General features: G+C 77.3%; 2 protein-coding genes. Both read right to left on the minus strand.

Annotation, left to right across the window (positions count from 1 at the left end):
- The coding region (locus PUR61_RS01545) for a type I polyketide synthase (RefSeq protein ID WP_329874815.1) at window positions 1-6,801 on the minus strand (6,801 nt) is incomplete at its 3' end.
- A gap of 63 nt (window positions 6,802-6,864) precedes the next feature.
- The coding region (locus PUR61_RS01550) for a type I polyketide synthase (RefSeq protein ID WP_329874817.1) at window positions 6,865-19,526 on the minus strand (12,662 nt) is incomplete at its 5' end.

Here is a 19,526-nt window from a genome sequence, read left to right on the forward strand (position 1 = left end):
GGTGGCGAGTGAGTGGGCGATGTCGGTGGGGTGCCCGTCGAGGGTCAGTAGTTGTGCGGCCTGGTCGCGCAGGGCTTCGGGGGAGCGGGCGGACAGCAGCCAGGGGACGACCGGGTCCGCGTCGTGCTCCGGTTCCGTGGGGTCCGGTTCCGCAGGCTCGTTCTCGTGGGCCTGTTCGAGGACGACGTGGGCGTTGGTGCCGCTCACGCCGAAGGAGGAGACGCCGGCCCGGCGCGGCCGCCCGTCCTCGGTCTCCCAGGCACGGGCCTGCGTCAGCAGCTCCACCGCCCCCGCCGACCAGTCGATATGCGGCGACGGGCCGTCCACGTGCAGGCTCTTGGGCAGTACCCCGTGCCGCATCGCCAGGACCGTCTTGATTACCCCGCCGACCCCGGCGGCGGCCGAGGTGTGCCCGATGTTGGACTTCAGCGAGCCCAGCCAGAGCGGCCGGCCCTCGGGCCGGTCCTGGCCGTAGGTGGCCAGCAGCGCCTGGGCCTCGATCGGGTCGCCGAGCCGCGTGCCGGTGCCGTGCCCCTCCACCGCGTCGACCTCGGCGGCCCGCAGGCCGGCGTCGGCCAGTGCCGCGCGGATCACCCGCTGCTGGGAGGGGCCGTTGGGGGCGGTCAGGCCGTTGCTCGCACCGTCCTGGTTGACGGCCGTGCCCCGGACCACGGCGAGCACGGGGTGCCCCAGCCGCCGCGCGTCGCTGAGCCGCTCCAGCAGCAGGATGCCCGCGCCCTCGCCGAAGCCCGTCCCGTCGGCGGCGGCCGCGTACGGCTTGCACCGCCCGTCCGGCGCGAGCCCGCCCTGCCGGCTGAACTCGACGAACAGCTCCGGGCTGGACATCACGGTCACGCCGCCCGCCAGCGCCAGGTCGCACTCCCCGTGCCGCAGGGACCGGGCGGCCAGGTGGAGGGCGACCAGCGAGGACGAGCAGGCGGTGTCCACCGTGACGGCGGGGCCCTCCAGGCCGAAGACGTACGCCAGCCGGCCGGACACGATGCTGCCCGAGTTGCCGGTGCCGAGGAAGCCCTCGACCTCCTCCGGGATGTGCGGCAGCAGCCGGGCCGCGTAGTCCTGCTGCATCAGGCCGACGAAGACACCGGCCGACGCACCGGCCAGCCCGGTCGGGTCGATGCCGGCCCGTTCGAAGGCCTCCCAGGTGATCTCCAGGAGCAGCCGCTGCTGCGGGTCCATCGCCACGGCCTCGCGCGGCGAGATGCCGAAGAACTCCGCGTCGAAGCCGCCGACGGCGTCCAGGAAACCGCCCTCCCGGGCGTAGGAGGTGCCGCGGTGCTCGGGGTCGGGATCGTAGAGCGCCTCCAGGTCCCAGCCGCGGTCGGCCGGGAACGGTCCGACGCCGTCGGCGCCCTCGGCGACCAGCCGCCACAGCTCGTCCGGGGTGCGCACGCCGCCCGGGAAACGGCAGCCCATCGCGACGATCGCGATCGGGTCGTCGCCGGTGGCCGCGGTCGCGCCGGTCCCGCGGGCCCGGCCTGCCGCCGGGGCCCCGGCCGCGCCGTCCTGGGCGCCGAAGAGCTCGGCCCGCAGGTGCCGTGCGAGCACGGTCGGCGACGGGTGGTCGAAGACCAGCGTGGCGGGCAGCCGCAGGCCGGTCGCCAGGTTCAGCCGGTTGCGCAGCTCGACGGCGGCGAGCGAGTCGAAGCCCAGGTCGCGGAAGGCCCGGCCGGCCTCCACCGCCTCCGGCGAGGCGTGGCCGAGCACGGCCGCCACCTGGGAGCGGATCAGGGCCAGCAGCGCGGGCTCCCGCTCGGCCGCGGGCAGCGCGCCCAGCGGGCCGCCCGGCGTGCCGTCGGGCGCCGCGCGGGTGGCCGAGCGCCGCAGCGGCCCGCGCACCAGGGCGCGCAGCAGGCCGGGGACGGGGCGGGTCTCGGCGTCGGCCCGCAACGCCGCCAGGTCCAGCCGGATCGGGACCAGGGCGGGCCGGTCGACGGCGAGCGCCGCGTCCAGCAGCGCCAGGCCCTGCGCGGTGGTGAGCGCGGGCATCCCGGAGCGGGCCAGCCTGCGCTCGCCCTCCTCGTCCAGCACGCCGGTCAGCGCGCTGCGCTGGGCCCAGAGCGTCCAGGCCAGCGACTGCCCGGCCAGGCCGCGGGCCCGCCGGTGCTGCGCGAGGGCGTCCAGGACGGCGTTCGCCGCCGCGTAGTTGGCCTGCCCGGGGCCGCCGAAGACGCCGGCCGCCGAGGAGAACAGCACGAACGCGGCCAGTGGCTGACCGGCGGTCAGCTCGTGCAGGTGCAGGGCCGCCTCGGCCTTGGGCGCGAGGACGGCGTCCAGACGCTCCGGGGTCAGCGCGGTGAGCACGCCGTCGTCCAGCGCGCCCGCGGCGTGCACCACGGCGGTCAGCGGGTGCGCGGCCGGGACGTCGGCCAGCAGCGCGGCCAGCGCCGCGCGGTCGCCGACGTCGCACGCCGACACCGTGACGGCGGCGCCCGCCCCGGCGAGTTCGGCGGCCAGTTCGGCGGCGCTCGGGGCGGTGGGCCCCTGACGGCCGGCCAGCAGCAGGTGCCGCACGCCGTGCGCGCGCACCAGGTGCCGGGCGACCTCGGCGCCCAGCGTGCCGGTGCCACCGGTGATCAGCACGGTGCCGTCCGGGTCCAGGGCCGCGGGCGGGCCGTCGGGCGCCGGGATCCGGGCCAGCCGGGGCGCGCGCAGCAGGCCGTCGCGCACCGCGAGCTGGTCCTCGGCGTTCGGCGCGCCGAACGCGGCGGCCGCCGCCGGGAGCAGCGCGGACGCGTCCGCGGGCAGGTCCAGCAGACCGAACCGGCCGGGGTGTTCGGCCAGCGCCGAACGCACCAGGCCCCAGACGCCGCTGTGCGCGAGGTCGGGGACGTCCTCGTCCGGGCCGGTGGCCACCGCCCCGTCGGTCACCAGGACGAGGCGGGAGCCGGTGAACCGCTCGTCCGACAGCCACCCCTGCAGCAGGCCGAGCGCGCGGTGCGCCGACTCGCGGACGCTCGCCGCGCCGCCGACCCGCACCAGCACCACCGGCGGGGCGTCGGTGAGCCCCGGGAGGTCGTCCGGTGCGTCGAGCAGGGTCCACCGGGCGGTGTCGGCGGGGGCGCCGGCCTCGACGGGGACCCACTCCAGGCCGAACAGCGACTCGTTCCCCCGGGGGGTGCCCGGCGCGCCGTCGGCCGGGGCCGGGCGCAGCACCAGCGCGTCCACCGTGGCGACCGGCCGCCCGGCCGGGTCGGCGGCGGCCAGCGCCAGGGTGTTCTCACCGGTCGGGGTCAGCCGCAGCCGCAGCGCCGCGGCGCCCGAGGCGTGCAGGGTCACGCCGGTCCAGCTGAACGGCATCCGCCCCTCGGCCGCCGGGCCCAGCCCGGTGGCGTGCAGGGCCGCGTCCAGCAGCGCCGGGTGCAGTCCGTAGCGGCCCGCCTCGCCCTGCTGACCGGCGCTCAGCTCGGCCTGCGCGAACAGCTCCCCGCCGCGCTGCCAGGCCGCCGTCAGCCCCTGGAACGCCGGGCCGTAGCCGAAGCCGGCCGCGGCGAAGCGCGGGTACATCCCGGTCAGGTCGAGCGGGACGGCGCCGGCCGGCGGCCACTGGTCCAGCTCCTCGCCCTCGCGGACCGCCTCGGCCGCGGACGGCGAGCCCAGCAGTCCCTCGGCGTGCCGCACCCAGGCCGCCTCCGGGTCCGCCTCGGGGGACTGCGCGTGCAGCGTGACGGGCCGCTCGCCGCGACCGTCCGGCGGGCCGACCGTCAGCCGCAGCCGCACGCCGCCCCGCTCGGGCAGCACCAGCGGCGCACCGAGGGTGAACTCCCGCACGACCGGGCAGCCGACCTGGTCGCCGGCCCGGACCGCGAGGTCCAGGAACGCCGTTCCGGGCAGCAGCACCGAGCCGCGGACGGCGTGGTCGGCCAGCCACGGGTGGGTGCGCAGCGAGAGCGAGCCGGTGAAGACCACGCTGTCCTGGTCGGCGAGCGTCACCATGGCGCCCAGCAGCGGGTGCCCGGCAGTCTCCAGGCCCGCCGCCGCCAGGTCGCCGGGCGCCGCCGAGGCGTCGTCCAGCCAGTAGTCCTCGCGCTGGAAGGCGTAGGTCGGCAGCTCCACCGGCGCCGCCGGGCGACCGCCGAAGACGGCGTCCCAGTCGATCGGCACCCCGCGCAGCTGGAGTTCCCCCAGCGAGGCGAGCAACCGGGCCGGGCCGCCCTCGCCGCGGCGCAGCGTGCCCAGCACGCAGGCGTCCGCGCCGGCCGCCTCCGCGCTGTCCTGGATCGCGGGGGTGAGCACCGGGTGCGGGCCGGCCTCCAGGAAGACCTGGTAGCCGTCGGCCAGCAGGGCCCCGGTGGCGGCCTCGAACTCCACGGTGCGGCGCAGGTTGCGGTACCAGTACGCGGCGTCCAGCCCGGCGGTGTCCAGCGGGGCGCCGGTGACGGAGGAGTAGAACGGCACCCGGCCCGCCCGCGGCGTGATGCCCGCCAGCTCGCGCAGCAGCTCCTGCTCGACGGCGGCGACCTGCGGGCCGTGCGAGGCGTAGTCCACCGGGACGTCCCTCGCCCGCTCGCCCGCGGCGGTCAGCTCGGCCGTCAGCTCGGCGAGCGCCTGCGGCTCGCCGGACACCACGACGGCGGACGGCCCGTTCACCGCGGCCAGCGCCAGGCGCTCGCCCCACGGCGCGATCCGGGCCCGGACCTGCTCGGCCGGCAGCGCGACGGAGAGCATCCCGCCCTGCCCGGCGAGCGCCCGCAGTGCCCGGCTGCGCAGTGCGACCACCTTGGCGCCGTCCTCCAGGCTCAGCGCGCCGGCGACGACGGCGGCGGCGATCTCGCCCTGGCTGTGGCCGACGACCGCGGCCGGTTCGACGCCGTAGGACGCCCAGACGGCGGCCAGGGAGACCATCACCGCGAAGAGCAGCGGCTGCACCTCCTCCACCCGCTCGACCGGCTCGCCCGAGCGCAGCAGCTCCACCGGGGAGCGCTCCGACCACGGGGCGAGCGCCGCCGCGCAGTCGGCCATCCGCCGGGCGAAGACCGGTTCGCGGTCGAGGAGTTCGATCGCCATGCCGGCCCACTGCGTGCCCTGTCCGGGGAACACCATGGCCAGCGCGCCGCCGGTCCCCGCCCGGCCGCGCAGCAGTCCGGGCGCCTCCTCGTCGGCGGCCAGCGCCGCGAGCCGCTCCAGGAAGCCGTCCCGGTCCTCCGCGACCAGCACCGCGCGGTGGTCCAGGGCGGTGCGGGTGGTGGCCAGCGCGTGCCCGACCTCCGCCGGGCTCGCGTCGGGACGCTCCAGCAGGTGTGCGCGCAGCCGCTCGGCCTGGGCGCGCAGCGCGGGCGCGGTGTGGCCGGAGAGCACCCAGGGCAGCGGGCCGCGGGTGCGCGGCGCCGGGCCGTCGGCGTGCGGGCCGTCCGCGTGCGGGTCCAAAGCCGGGTCCGCGTCCGGGGCGGGCGTTTCGAGCGGCGGGGCGGCCTCCAGGACGACGTGCCCGTTGGTCCCGCTGACGCCGAAGGACGAGACCGCCGACCGCCGGGGCCGGCCGGTCTCGGGCCAGTCCCGCGCCTCGGTCACCAGCTCGACGGCGCCGGCCTCCCAGTCGACCTGCTCGGTGCGCCGCTCGGCGTGCAGGGTCGGCGGGACGATGCCGTGCCGCATCGCCAGCACCATCTTGATCACCCCGCCGACGCCCGCCGCGGCCTGGGTGTGGCCGATGTTGGACTTCAGCGAGCCCAGCAGCAGCGGCCGGTCCGCCGGGCGGTCCTGCCCGTAGGTGGCAAGTAGCGCCTGGGCCTCGATCGGGTCGCCCAGCGGCGTGCCGGTGCCGTGCGCCTCGACCACGTCGACGTCGGCGACGCCCAGCCGTGCGGCGGCCAGCGCCTGGCGGATCACCCGCTGCTGGGCCGGGCCGTTGGGCGCGGACAGCCGGCTGCTGGCGCCGTCCTGGTTGACGGCGGTGCCCCGGACGACGGCGAGCACCGGGTGCCCGTTGCGGCGCGCCTCGCTGAGGCGCTCCAGCAGCAGCAGTCCGACGCCCTCGCCCCAACCGGTGCCGTCCGCGTCCGCCGAGAAGGACTTGCTGCGGCCGTCGGCGGCCATCCCGCCCTGCCGGCTCATCTCCACGAACGGCACCGGGGTGGACATCACCATCGCGCCGCCGGCCAGCGCCAGCGCGCACTCGCCGGAGCGCAGCGCCTGCGCGGCCAGGTGGATGGCCACCAGCGAGGAGGAGCAGGCGGTGTCCACGCTGAGCGTGGGGCCCTCCAGGCCGAAGGTGTAGGCCATCCGGCCGGAGGCGACGCTGTCGGAGCTGCCGTTGCCCAGGTAGCCGGCGACGTCCTCGGGCACCCGGCGCAGCCGCACCGCGTAGTCCTGGTACATCACGCCGAGGAAGACGCCGGTGCGGCTGCCGCGCAGCGTGCGGGCGTCGATCCCGGCGCGCTCGAAGGCCTCCCAGCCGGTCTCCAGCAGCAGCCGCTGCTGCGGGTCCATGGCCAGCGCCTCGCGCGGCGAGATGCCGAAGAGGCCGGGGTCGAAGGCGCCGACCCCGCTCAGGAAGCCGCCCTCGTCGGCGTAGCTGGTGTCCGGCCGTCCGCGGTCCTTGTCGACCAGCGCGTCCAGGTCCCAGCCGCGGTCGGCCGGGAACGGGGTGACGGCGTCGACACCGCCGGCGACCAGCTCCCAGAGCTCCTCGGGCGAGGTGACCCCGCCGGGGTAGCGGCAGCTCATCGCGACGACGGCGATCGGCTCGTGGTCCTTGGCCTCGACCTCCTGCAGTCGCTGGCGGGTGCGGTGCAGGTCGGTCGCGACACGCTTGAGGTAGTCGCGCAGCTTGTCGTCATTCACCGGTGGTCACCTTCGTCAGCGGGTTGCGGGGGTGCGGGGCACGCGGGTCCGGCGGCGTGTCCGTCATGACAGCCCCAGCTCGTTCTCGATGAAGTCGAAGAGGTCGTCGTCGCCGGCTGTGGCCATCCGTTCCTCCAGGCCGTCCGCCGGGCCGCCGGAGGCGTCCGGGGCGACCCGGGAGAGCAGGGCCTGGAGCCGCCCGGCCAGCGCCGGGTCCAGCGGGTCGGCGGCCAGCGCCTGTTCCAGCCGTTCCAGTTCGGCCAGCCCGGCGACCTGCGGCTCGGCGGGCGCCGGGACCAGCTGCTCGCCGAGGTGCGCGGCGATCGCGGTCGTGCTCGGGTGGTCGAAGAGCAGGGTGGCGGGCAGCCGCAGGCCGGTGGCCGCGCGCAGCCGGTTGCGCAGTTCGACGGCGGTCAGCGAGTCGAAGCCGAGTTCCAGGAGGCCGCGGTCGGCCGACACGCTCTCCTGCGGGGAGAAGCCCAGGATCAGGCCGACGTGCGAGCGGACCAGCTCCAGCAGCACCCGGGCCCGCTGCGGCTCGCCGAGTCCGGCCAGCCGGTGCAGCAGGGCCTGCGGCGCGTCCGCGGCGGCCGCTCCGGCCGCCGCCGCCTCGCGCCGGGCCGGCGCCCGGACCAGGCCGCGCAGCAGGGCGGGGACGCCGCCGGTGCCCGCCTGCGCGGCGATCGCCCGGGTGTCCAGCCGGACCGGCAGCACCATCGCCTCGTCCACGCCGTGCGCCGCGTCGAACAGTTCCAGGCCCTCCCGCGGGGCGAAGGCGACGATCCCGCCGCGCGCGATCCGCCGCAGGTCGGCCTCGTCCAGGCCGCCGGTCATGCCGGTGCTGTTCGCCCACAGGCCCCAGGCCAGCGAGCCGGCGGTCAGCCCCCGGGCCCGGCGGCGCTGCGCCAGGCCGTCGAGGAAGGCGTTGGCCGCCGCGTAGTTGCCCTGGCCCATGCCGCCGAAGACGCCGGCCAGTGAGGAGAAGAGCAGGAACGCGGAGAGCTTGGTCCCTTCCGTCAGCTCGTGCAGGTGGACGGCCGCGTCGACCTTGGGGCGCAGCGCGGTGTCGAGCTGTTCGGGCGTCATCTCGGCGACCAGGCCGTCGGCCAGCACGCCCGCGGCGTGCACCACGGCGGTCAGCGGGTGCTCGGCCGGCAGGCCGTCCAGCAGGGCGGCCAGCGCCTGCCGGTCGGCGGCGTCGCAGGCGGCCACCTCGACCAGTGCGCCGAGCCGGGTCAGTTCGTCGCGCAGCTCCGGGGCGCCCTCGGCCAGCAGGCCGCTGCGGCTGGTCAGCACCAGGTGCCGCACGCCGTGCTCGGTCACCAGGTGACGGGCGACATGGGCGCCGATCGCGCCGGTGCCACCGGTGACCAGTACCGTGCCCTCGGGATCCCAGGCCGGCGTGGCCGGGTCCTCGGCGCGCGGCACCCGGGCCAGCCGGGGTACGAAGGCCGCGCCGTCGCGCAGTGCGACCTGCGGCTCGCCGCTCGCCAGCGCTGCGCCCAGTGCCGCCCGGGAGGAGGGCAGGTCGTCGAGGTCCAGCAGGACGAACCGGCCGGGGTTCTCGGTCTGCGCCGAGCGCAGCAGGCCCCAGACGGCGGCCTGCGCGAGGTCGGTGACGTCGTCGCCGGGCTGCGTCGCGACGGCCCCCTCGGTGACCAGCGCCAGGGTGCTGCCGGCCAGCCGGTCCTCGGCCAGCCAGTCGCGGACCGTCTCCAGCGCGTGCCCGGTGGCCGCCCGCACGGCGTCGGCCAGTGGCCCGGTGCCCTCCTGTCCGCAGCGGGCCAGCACCAGTGCGGGCACCGGCCCGTCGGCGGCGAGCAGGTCGGCGACGCGCCCGCCGGCCGGCAGCTCGGTCCAGGTCGCTGCGTCGGTGTCCGGCAGGGCCGGCCGCCTCCACTCGACCCGGTACAGCTCCTCGTGGAGGGCGGTGCGGGCCGGGCGCACCTGGTCGGCGGAGACCGGGCGCAGCACCAGCGACTCGGCCGAGGCGACCGGACGCCCGGTGCTGTCGGCGACCAGCACGGCCACCGAGTCGCGCCCGGTGGGCGTCAGCCGCAGCCGGACCGACGCCGCGCCCCGGGCGTGCAGGGCGACGCCGGTCCAGGAGAACGGCAGCCATCCCTGGCTCTCGCCCTCGGGCCCGGTGCCCGGCAGGACGTCGAAGACCAGTGCGTGCAGGGCGGCGTCCAGCAGCGCGGGGTGCAGGCCGTAGCGGCCGGCCTCGCCGCGCGGGCCGTCCGGCAGCTCGGCCTCGGCGAACACCTGCTCGCCGAGGCGCCAGGCCGCGCGCAGGCCCTGGAACGCCGGGCCGTAGCCGAAGCCGCCGGCGGCGAACCGCTCGTACAGGCCGTCGACGGGCAGCGGGACGGCGCCGGCCGGCGGCCACTGCACGAGGTCGTCGGGCTCGGCGGGCGCGGCCGGGGCGAGCAGGCCGTCGGCGTGCCGGGTCCACTCCTCCTCGGGGCCGTCCTCCGGCCGGGCGTACACCGTCAGGCTCCGGGCGCCGGACGGCTCGGGGGCGCCGATCAGGAGCTGGAGCACCGTTCCGCCGGTGGCGGAGAGCACCAGGGGGGCCTGCAGGGTCAGTTCCTCGACCTGCCCGCAGTCCGCCTGGTCGGCGGCCCGCACGGCCAGTTCCAGGAAGCCGGTGGCGGGGAAGAGCACGCCGTCGAAGACCCGGTGGTCGGCCAGCCACGGCTGGGTCCGGCAGGAGAGCCGGGTGGTGAACAGGAAGCCCTCGCCGCCGGCCAGTTCGACCGCCGCGCCGAGCAGCGGGTGGTCCACCGCCAGCAGCCCGGCCGACGGCAGGTCGGCCTCGGGGGCGGTCGCCTCCAGCCAGTAGCGCCGGTGCTGGAAGGCGTAGGTGGGCAGGCCGGCGGCCTCGCGCGGGGCGGTCGGCGGGAAGCGGCGGCTCCAGTCCACCGGTGTGCCGTGGGCGTGCAACCGGGCCAGCGCGGCGGTCAGTGCCGTCTCCTCGGGCTGGTCGCGGCGCAGCAGCGGAACCAGCAGCGCGCCGGGTGACCGCTCGGCCAGGCAGTCCTGGCCGAGCCCGGTCAGTGAGCCGTCCGGACCCAGTTCGAGGTAGCGGTCGACGCCGGCCGCCTCCAGGCGGTCGATGCCGGCCCGGAACTCGACCGTGCCGCGCACCTGGTCGACCCAGTGCTCGGGGGAGGCCAGCTGTTCGGCGGTGGCGAGGGCCCCGGTCCGGTTGGCGACCAGCGGGATCCGCGGCGGGCGGAACTCCAGGGTGCTCGCCACCGCGCGGAACTCGGCCAGCATCCCGTCCATGTGCGGGGAGTGGAAGGCGTGGCTGACCCGCAGCCGGCGCGAGCGCCGGCCCAGGGCCTCCCAGTGCGCGGCGAGTTCCGCCACCGCCCGCGGGTCGCCGGAGACAACGGTCGAGGCCGGGCCGTTGACGGCGGCCAGGGAGAGGACGTCGGCCCGCTCGGCGAGCATCGGTGCCAGCTCCTCGGCCGAGACGGTCAGCGCCACCATCGCGCCGCCGGCCGGCATCGCCTGCATCAGCCGTCCGCGGGCCGCCACCAGGGCGGCCGCGTCGGGCAGTGAGAGCACCCCGGCGACATGGGCGGCGGTGAGCTCGCCGATCGAGTGGCCGAGCAGGTAGTCGGGGGTGATGCCCCAGTGCCCGGCCAGCTCGAACAGCGCGGTGCCGAGCGCGAACAGGGCCGGCTGGGTGTACTCGGTGCGGGCCAGGGCCTCGCCGTCCGCGATCACCTCGTGCAGCGGGCGTTCCAGCAGCGGGTCCAGTGCGGCGCAGACCCGGTCGAAGGCGTCCGCGAAGACCGGCTGGGAGCGGTAGAGCTCCAGGCCCATGCCGGGCCGCTGACTGCCCTGTCCGGAGAACAGGAAGGCGGTCCTGCCGGGCCGGCCGGCGGTGCCGGTGACCACGCCGGGGTGCTCGGTGCCGGCGGCCAGCGCGGCCAGTGCCCCGGCGCGCGCGGCACGGTCGGCGCCGAGCAGCACGGCGCGGTGCTCGAAGCCCGCCCGGCCGGCGGCCAGCGCGGCGCCCGGGTCCCGGTCCGGTCCGGTCCGTTCGTGCTCCAGCAGCCGGGCGGCCTGCCCGCGCAGCGCCTCGGGGGTCCGGGCCGACAGCAGCCACGGTCCCCCGGCGGGCGCCGACGGCTCCGCCGCCTCGGCCGGGACGTGCTCCAGCACGGTGTGCGCGTTGGTGCCGCTGACACCGAAGGAGGAGATACCGGCCCGGCGCGGGTGGTCGGTGGCGGGCCACGCGGTGTGCTCGGTGAGCAGTTCCACGGCGCCCGCGGTCCAGTCGATGAACGGCGAGGGCCGGTCGACGTTCAGGGTGCCGGGCAGGATCCCGTGCTGCATCGCCAGCACCATCTTGATCACGCCCGCGATGCCGGCGGCGGCCTGGCTGTGGCCGATGTTGGACTTCAACGAGCCCAGCAGCAGGGGGCGTTCGTCCCCGCGCTGCTGTCCGTAGGTGGCCAGCAGGGCCTGCGCCTCGATCGGGTCACCCAGCTTGGTGCCGGTGCCGTGCGCCTCCACCGCGTCGACCTCGGCGGCGGACAGGCCCGCCGAGGCCAGCGCCTGGCGGATCACCCGCTGCTGCGAGGGGCCGTTGGGGGCGGTCAGGCCGTTGCTGGCGCCGTCCTGGTTGACCGCCGAGCCGCGGACCAGGGCGAGCACCGGGTGGCCGTTGCGGCGGGCGTCGCTGAGGCGCTCCAGCAGCACCAGCCCGGCGCCCTCTGCCCAGGCGGTGCCGTCGGCGGCCGCGGCGAAGGGCTTGCACCGGCCGTCGGGCGCCAGCCCGCGCTGGCGGCTGAACTCGACGAACGCGTCCGGCCGGGCCATCACCGTCACGCCGCCGGCCAGCGCCAGCGAGCACTCGCCGGCGCGCAGCGCCTGGGCGGCCAGGTGCAGGGCCACCAGCGCCGAGGAGCAGGCGGTGTCCACCGTGACGGCGGGGCCCTCCAGGCCGAAGGTGTAGGCGATCCGCCCCGATGCCACGCTGCCGGCGCTGCCGATGCCCAGGTAGCCCTCGAACTCCTCCGACGGCTTGGTCATCCGGGAGCCGTAGTCCCGGTAGCTGGAGCCGACGAAGACCCCGCCCCGGCTGCCCTTGAGCGTCGTCGGGTCGATCCCGGCCCGCTCGAACGCCTCCCAGGCCACTTCGAGGAGCAGCCGCTGCTGCGGATCGACCGAGACCGCCTCGCGCGGCGAGATCCCGAAGAACGCCGGGTCGAAGTCGGCGGCGTCGTAGAGGAAGCCGCCCTCGCGGGCGTAGGTGGTGCCGACCGTCGCGCCGTCCGGGTCGTAGAGGCCCTCCAGGTCCCAGCCGCGGTCGGTGGGGAAGCCCGAGATCGCGTCGGTGCCGCTCATCAGCAGCCGCCACAGGTCCTCCGGCGAGCGCACCTCGCCGGGGAAGCGGCAGCCCATCGCGACGATCGCGACCGGGTCGTCGGCCGCGTCCGGGGCGGCCTCGACGGCTGCCGCCGCCTCGTCCACGGCCTGGACCGCCGCCTCGGCCGCCGCCGGGTGGCCGCCCGGGAGTCGGGCGAGCAGGTGGTCGGTGAGCACGGCCGTGGTCGGGAAGTCGAAGACCAGGGTGACCGACAGTCGCAGTCCGGTCGCCCCGGCCAGCCGGTTGCGCAGTTCCACGGCGGTCAGCGAGTCGAAGCCGATGTCCTTGAAGACCCGCTCGGGCTCGATCGCCGACGGATCAGCGTGGCCCAGCACCGCGGCGACCTCGCCGCGGATCAGCTCGCCCAGCGCCGCCCGGCGCTCGGGCAGCGGCAGTCGGGCCAGCCGGGCCGCCGGCGACGACTCCTCACCGGCCGTCGCGGCGCCCGCCGCGGCCTGCGGAAGGTCCTTGAGTACGGCGCTGGGTCGCAGCGCCGTGTAGGCGCGGACGAACCGCTCCCAGGCGAAGTCGGCCACCACCACCGTGCTGTCGTCGTGGTCCAGTGCCTGCTGGAGGGCGACGAGCGCGGCATCGGGGTCCATCGCCGGAAGGCCGTTGCGGATCAGCCGCTCGCTCACCGCGCCACCGGCCAGGCTCTCCCCGCCCCACAGGCCCCAGGCCACCGAGGTGGCCGCCCGTCCGGCCGCCCGGCGCTGCTCGGCCAGGGCGTCCAGGAAGGCGTTGGCCGCCGCGTAACTGCCCTGCCCCGTGCCGCCCAGCGTGCCGGCCAGCGAGGAGAACAGCACGAAGGCCGACAGCTCGTGGTCCCGGGTCAGCTCGTCCAGGTGCAGCGCCGCGTCCATCTTGGGCCGCAGCACGTGCGCCGCCCGCTGCGCCGTCAGCGTGTCCAGCACGCCGTCGTCCAGCACGCCCGCCGCGTGCACCACCGCGCGCAGCGGCAGCTCGGCCGGGATGCCGGCGAGCAGCGTCGCCACCTGCTCCCGGTCGGAGACGTCGCACGCCACCACGGTGGCCTCCGCCCCCGACTCGGCGAGCTCGGCGACGAGTTCGGCGCAACCCGGCGCCGCCGGACCCTGGCGGCCGGTCAGCAGCAGATGGCGCGCCCCGCCCCGGGCCAGCCAGCGGGCCACCCGCGCGCCCAGCGCGCCGGTGCCGCCGGTGACCAGCACCGTGCCGTCCGCCGGTGGCGTCCAGGCCCGCGCCGGGGTGCGCGCGCCGGTCCCGGCCGGGACCAGCCGACGGGCGAACAGGCCGGCGGAGCGAACCGCCACCTGGTCCTCGCCCTCGCCGCCGGCCAGGACCCCGGCCAACCGGGCCCGCGCCCGGTCGTCGAGCCGGGCGGGCAGATCCACCAGCCCGGCCCAGCGCTGCGGGTACTCCACCGCGGCGACCCCGCCGAGGCCCCAGGCCGTCGCCTGCGCGGGGCCGCTCAGCGGGTCCGAGCGGCCCACCGACACCGCGCCGCTGGTCGCGCACCACAGCGAGGCGTCCGGGACGGCGTCGCCGAGCGCCTGGAGCAGCGCCACCAGCGCGACCAGTCCGGCCGGCAGCGCGGAGCCCTCCGCGTGCGGCCGCTCGTCCAGCGCCAGCAGCGACAGCACGCCGTCCGGCCGCAGCTCGCCGAGCCGCGCGGCCAGTGCGGCCCGGTCGGCGTCGGCGACCGTCAGCACCGCCGCCTCGGCACCGTGCTCGCCCAGCGCCAGGACGCAGTCCGCGACCAGCGGGTGGTCCGCCGCCGACGCCGGGACGGCGACCAGCCAGCTCCCCCGGGGGCCGGAGCCCGTGACGGCCGTCAGCGGCCGCCACTGGACCCGGTAGCGCCAGCCGTCCACCGCGGCGCGGTCCCGGCTGCGCCCGAGCCAGTCGCCCAGCGCGGGCAGCACACCGCTCAGGGCCGCGCGGGTGCCGGCGTCCTCGATCCGCAGCGAGTCGGCCAGCGCGGCCGCGTCCCCGCGGCCCACCGCGTTCCAGAAACCCTCGTCCAGCGGCGCCGCCTCCGGCTGCCCGTCCGCCTCGGGCACCATCCAGAAGTGGGAGCGCTGGAACGGGTAGGTGGGCAGCTCGGTGCGCCGGGCCGACGCGCCGGCGAACGGCGCGGCGAGGTCCACCGCGGCGCCCCGCACGTGCAGTTCGGCCAGCGAGGTGAGGAACCGCTCCCGGCCGCCCTCGTCCCGGCGCAGCGTGCCGGCCACCGCGGCGCCGGTGCCCGCCGCCTCGGCGGCCTGCTCCAGCCAGACGGTCAGCGCGGGGTGCGTGGACGACTCCACGAACACGTCGTAGCCGTCGGCCAGCAGCGCGCGGGCGGTACGCCCGAACTCCACCGGCCGGCGCAGGTTGCGGTACCAGTAGCCGGCGTCCAGCAGCCCGCCGTCCAGCGGCCCACCGGTGACGGTGGAGTAGAAGACGCTCTCGCCGGCGCGCGGCGACACGTCCGCCAGCAGGGTCAGCAGCTCCTGCTCGATCTCCTCCACCTGGGCCGAGTGCCCGGCGAAGTCCACCCCGGGGACGCGCCAGTTCATCACGCCGTCGGCCGACAGCGCGTCCGACAGCTCGGCCAGCGCGGCCGGATCGCCGGAGAGCGCCACCGAGGTCGGGCTGTTGACCGCCGCCACCCCGATCAGGTCGCCGAACGCGGCCAGCCGGTCGGTCAGTTCCTCCACCGCCAGGGGCACGAACAGCATCGCGCCCCGCCCGGCCAGGACCCGCAGCGCCCGGCTCCGCAGCCCGACCACCTTGGCGCCGTCCTCCAGGCTCAGCGCGCCGGCCACCACCGCGGCGGCGACCTCGCCCTGGCTGTGGCCCACCACCGCGTCCGGCACGACGCCGTACGAGCGCCACAGGGCGGCGAGCGAGACCATCATCGCGAACAGCACCGGCTGCACCACGTCCACCCGGTCCATCGGGTCGTCCGAGCGCAGCACCTCCAGCAGCGAGTAGTCCGTGTAAGGCGCCAGGGCCCGCTCGCACTCCGCCAGCCGCTCGGCGAACACCGGCTCGGTGTCCAGGAGTTCGAGGGCCATGCCGACCCACTGCGAACCCTGGCCGGGGAAGACGAGGACGGTGCGGCCGTGCTGCCCGGCCACGCCCCGGGCCAGGCCGGCCCCGGTGCGGCCGGCGATCAGCGCGTCCAGCCCGCGCGCGAACTCGGCCGGCTCGGTGGCGACCACGGCCGCGCGGTGCTCGAAGGCGGTCCTGGTGGTGGCCAGCGACCAGCCCACGTCCACCGGCTCGTGGCCCTGCTCGGCCAGCGTGCGCAGCTGCTCGGCCCGCGCCCGCAGCGCCTCCGGGCTGCGTCCGGAGAGCAGCCACGGCACGGCCCGGCGGGCGGCGGCCCGCTCGGCTGCCGGCGGCTCGGCCGGCGGCTGCTCGACGATCACGTGCGCGTTGGTGCCGCTCAGCCCGAACGAGGAGACCCCGGCCCGGCGCGGCCGCTCGGCTCCGCCCTCCCAGGGGCGGGCCTCGGTCAGCAGCTCGACGGCGCCCGCCGTCCAGTCCACGTTGGGCGACGGCTCACCCAGGTGCAGCGAGCGCGGCAGCACGCCGTGCCGCATCGCCAGCACCATCTTCATGATCCCGCCGACCCCCGCGGCGGCCTGGGTGTGCCCGATGTTCGACTTCAGCGAGCCCATCAGCAGCGGCCGGCCCGCCGGGCGGTCCTGCCCGTAGGTGGCCAGCACCGCGTCGGCCTCGATCGGGTCGCCGAGCCGGGTGCCGGTGCCGTGCGCCTCGACCGCGTCGACCTCGGCGCCGGTCAGCCCGGCGTCGGCCAGGGCCTGGCGGATCACCTCGCGCTGCGCCAGGCCGCTGGGGGCGGTCAGGCCGTTGCTGGCGCCGTCCTGGTTGACGGCGGAGCCGCGCAGCACCGCCAGCACCGGGTGGCCGTTGCGCCGCGCGTCGGAGAGGCGTTCCAGTACCAGCAGGCCGACGCCCTCGGCCAGCCCGAAGCCGTCCGCCTCGGCGGAGAAGGACTTGCAGCGGCCGTCGGCGGCCAGGCCGCGCTGGCGGCTGAATCCGGTCAGCGACAGCGGGGTGCCGATCACCGCGGCGCCGCCGGCCAGCGCGAGCGTGCACTCGCCGGCGCGCAGCGCCCGGGCCGCCAGGTGGACGGCGACGAGTGAGGACGAGCAGGCGGTGTCGATGGTCACCGCCGGGCCGCGCAGGCCCAGGGTGTACGCCACCCGCCCGGTCAGCACGCTGGTCGACACGCCCGCGATGAACAGGCCCTCCAGCTCGTCGGGCACCCGGTCCATGCTGCCGCCGTAGCCCTGGTAGGCGGCGCCGGCGAACACGCCGACCCGGGAGCCCCGCAGGGTGCTCGGGTCGATGCCGGCGCGCTCCAACGCCTCCCAGGAGGTCTCCAGCAGCAGCCGCTGCTGCGGGTCCATGGCCAGCGCCTCGCGCGGCGAGATGCCGAAGAACGCCGGGTCGAAGTCGCCGGCGCCGTGCACGAAGCCGCCGGCGGTGCTGTAGCTGGTGCCCGGGCGGTCGGGGTCGGCGTCGAAGAGGCCGGCCAAGTCCCAGCCGCGGTCCGCGGGCAGCTCGCCGATCGCGTCGAGTTCGCCGGCCAGCGCCTGCCACAGCCGTTCGGGGGAGTCGATGCCGCCGGGGTAGCGGCAGCTCATCGACACGATGACGACCGGGTCCTCGTCCGCCGCGACGGTGGTGACGGCCGTGACGGCCGCCACCGGGGCGGGCGCCCCGGCGCCGAAGAGTTCGGCCGCCAGGTGCCGGCCCAGCGCGCTCGCGGAGGAGTAGTCGAAGACCACGGTCACCGGCAGTCGCAGCCCGGTCGCGGTGTTCAGCCGGTTGCGCATCTCCACGGCGGTCAGCGAGTCGAAGCCCAGGTCGCGGAAGGCCCGCGCCGAGTCGACGGCGGAGGCCGAGTCGTGGCCCAGCACCCCGGCGGCGACCGAGCGCACCAGCTCGGTCAGCTCCCGGTCCCGTTCGGCGGCGGGGAGCCGGCGCAGCCGTTCCCGCAGCTCTCCCGCGCTGCCGGCCGGCTCGTCCGGGGCGGGTTCGGAGGCCAGCGCCACCCGCACCTCGGACAGGTCCCCGATCAGCGGGCTGGGCCGTGCCGAGGTGAAGACCGGTGCGAAACTGCCCCAGTCCACGTCGGCGACGATCGGCACCACCTCGTCGCCGTCCAGCACCTGCTGGAGGGCCGTCACCGCGAGGGCGGGCGGCATGAACACCACGCCCTGCGCCCGCAACTGCTCCTCCACCAGCTGCGCGGCCATGCCCGCGCCGCCCTCCGGGCTCCAGATGCCCCAGACCACCGAGGTGGCGGCCAGGCCCTGCGCGTGCCGGCGCTCGGCCAGCGCGTCCAGGTAGGCGTTGGAGGCGGCGTAGGCGCCGTGGACGGCGCTGCCCCAGATCGAGGAGATGGAGGAGAACAGCACGAAGGCGTCCAGCTCGGTGTCCTGGAACAGCTCGTCGAGGTTGGCCGCGCCGCCGACCTTCGCGTACAGGGTGTCGGCGAACTCGGGCAGGTCGGTGTCGGCCAGCGGCACCAGCAGGCCGGCGCCGGCCGCGTGGAGCACCGAGCGGATCTGCTCGCCGTCGGCGCGCAGCCGCTCCACCAGGGCGCCCAGTGCCGCCCGGTCGGCCACGTCGCAGGCGGCCAGGGTGACCCGGCAGCCGAGTGCGGTGAGCTCCGCCGCGAGTTCGCTCGCGCCGGGCGCCTGCGGCCCGGCCCGGCCGACCAGCACCAGGTGCTCGGCGCCGCCCCGGGCCATCCAGCGGGCGATCTGGGTGCCGATCCCGCCGGTTCCGCCGGTGATCAGCACGGTCCCGCGCGGCTGCCAGGGCTGCCGGGCCCCGGTGCGGGCCGGACGTCGGGTGCCGCGGACCAGCCGCCGCCCGAAGCCGCCGTCCCGGCGCACCGCCACCTGGTCCTCGTCGCCGGCCCCGGCCAGCAGCCGGCCCAGCAGGGCCGCGCCCTGGTCGTCCAGCTGCTCGGGGAGGTCCAGCAGGCCGCCCCAGGCGCGCGGGTACTCCAGCGCCGCGACCCGGCCGAGTCCCCAGCTCAGCTGCTGGCCGGGCTTCGGCGGGCCGTCCTGCGGTCCGACCGCGACCGCTCCGGCGGTCGCCCACCACAGCGGGCAGCCCACCGTCAGGTCGGCCAGCGCCTGGACCAGCGCCAGGTTCAGCGCGAGGCCGACCGGGACCACCGGGTGCGCCGGGTGCGGCCGTTCGTCCAGTGCCAGCAGCGAGAGCACCCCGTCGAGCGGAGCGGCGGCCGGTCCGGCCAGCCGCTCGGCCAGCACGGCGCGCCCGGTGTCGGCCTCGGCCAGCTCGACGGTCAGCAGCTCGGTGCCGGCCAGCACCCGGGTGCAGGCCGCGACCAGCGGGTGGTCGGCCCGCGCGGCGGGCACCAGCAGCAGCCACCGCCCGCTCGGCGCGGCGTCGTCCGTACCGGCCGCCAGCCGCCGCCAGGTCACCCGGTAGTGCCAGGAGTCCACCCGCTCCTGCTCGCGGCTGCGGGCGTGCCAGTCCGCCAGCGCGGGAAGCACCGTGCTCAGCGGGGCCTGCGGCTCGACGCCCAGCGTGTCGGTCAGCTCCGCGAGGTTGCCCTCGCGCACCGCCGACCAGAACCGCTCGCCGGCCGGATCGGTCGCCGGACGCGGCCGGTCGGGGGCCTGGAGCCAGTAGCGGCGGCGCTGGAAGGCGTAGCCGGGGAGCTCGACCGGCCGGCCGCCGCGCGGCGCGCCGTAGAGGGCCGGCCAGTGCGGGGAGCGGCCCGCCGCGTGCGCCTCGCCGAGGGCCAGCAGGAAGCGGGGGAGTCCGCCCTGGTCGCGGCGCAGCGTGCCGAGCGCGGCCGCCTCCACCTCGGCGGCCTCGGCGCTCTGCTGCACACCGAAGGTCAGCACCGGGTGCGCGCTGGCCTCCACGAAGTACCGGAAGCCGTCGGCCAGCAGGGCCCGGGTGGCGGCCTCGAACTCCACGGTCTGCCGCAGGTTGCGGTACCAGTAGCCGGCGTCCAGCTCCTCGCCGCCCAGCCGGCGGCCGTCGACGGTGGAGAAGAACGGCAGCCGGGCCGCCGTCGGGCGCAGGCCGGCCAGGTCGGAGAGCAGCCGCTCGCGGATCCGCTCGACCTGCGCCGAGTGCGAGGCGTAGTCCACCGGGATCCGGCGGGCGGTCGGGTCCGCGGCGAGCAGTTCCTCGATCGCGTCGTTGTCGCCGCTGACGACGACGGCGGTGGGGCCGTTGACGGCGGCGACGGAGATGCGGTCGTGCCAGGGGGCGATGAGTTGGTGGGTGTGGTCGAGGGGGTGGGTGAGGGAGACCATGCCGCCGGTGCCGGTGATGGTGTGGA

Origin of the sequence: Streptomyces sp. BE20 (assembly GCF_036322525.1) — a bacterium.
Classification (GTDB): domain Bacteria; phylum Actinomycetota; class Actinomycetes; order Streptomycetales; family Streptomycetaceae; genus Kitasatospora.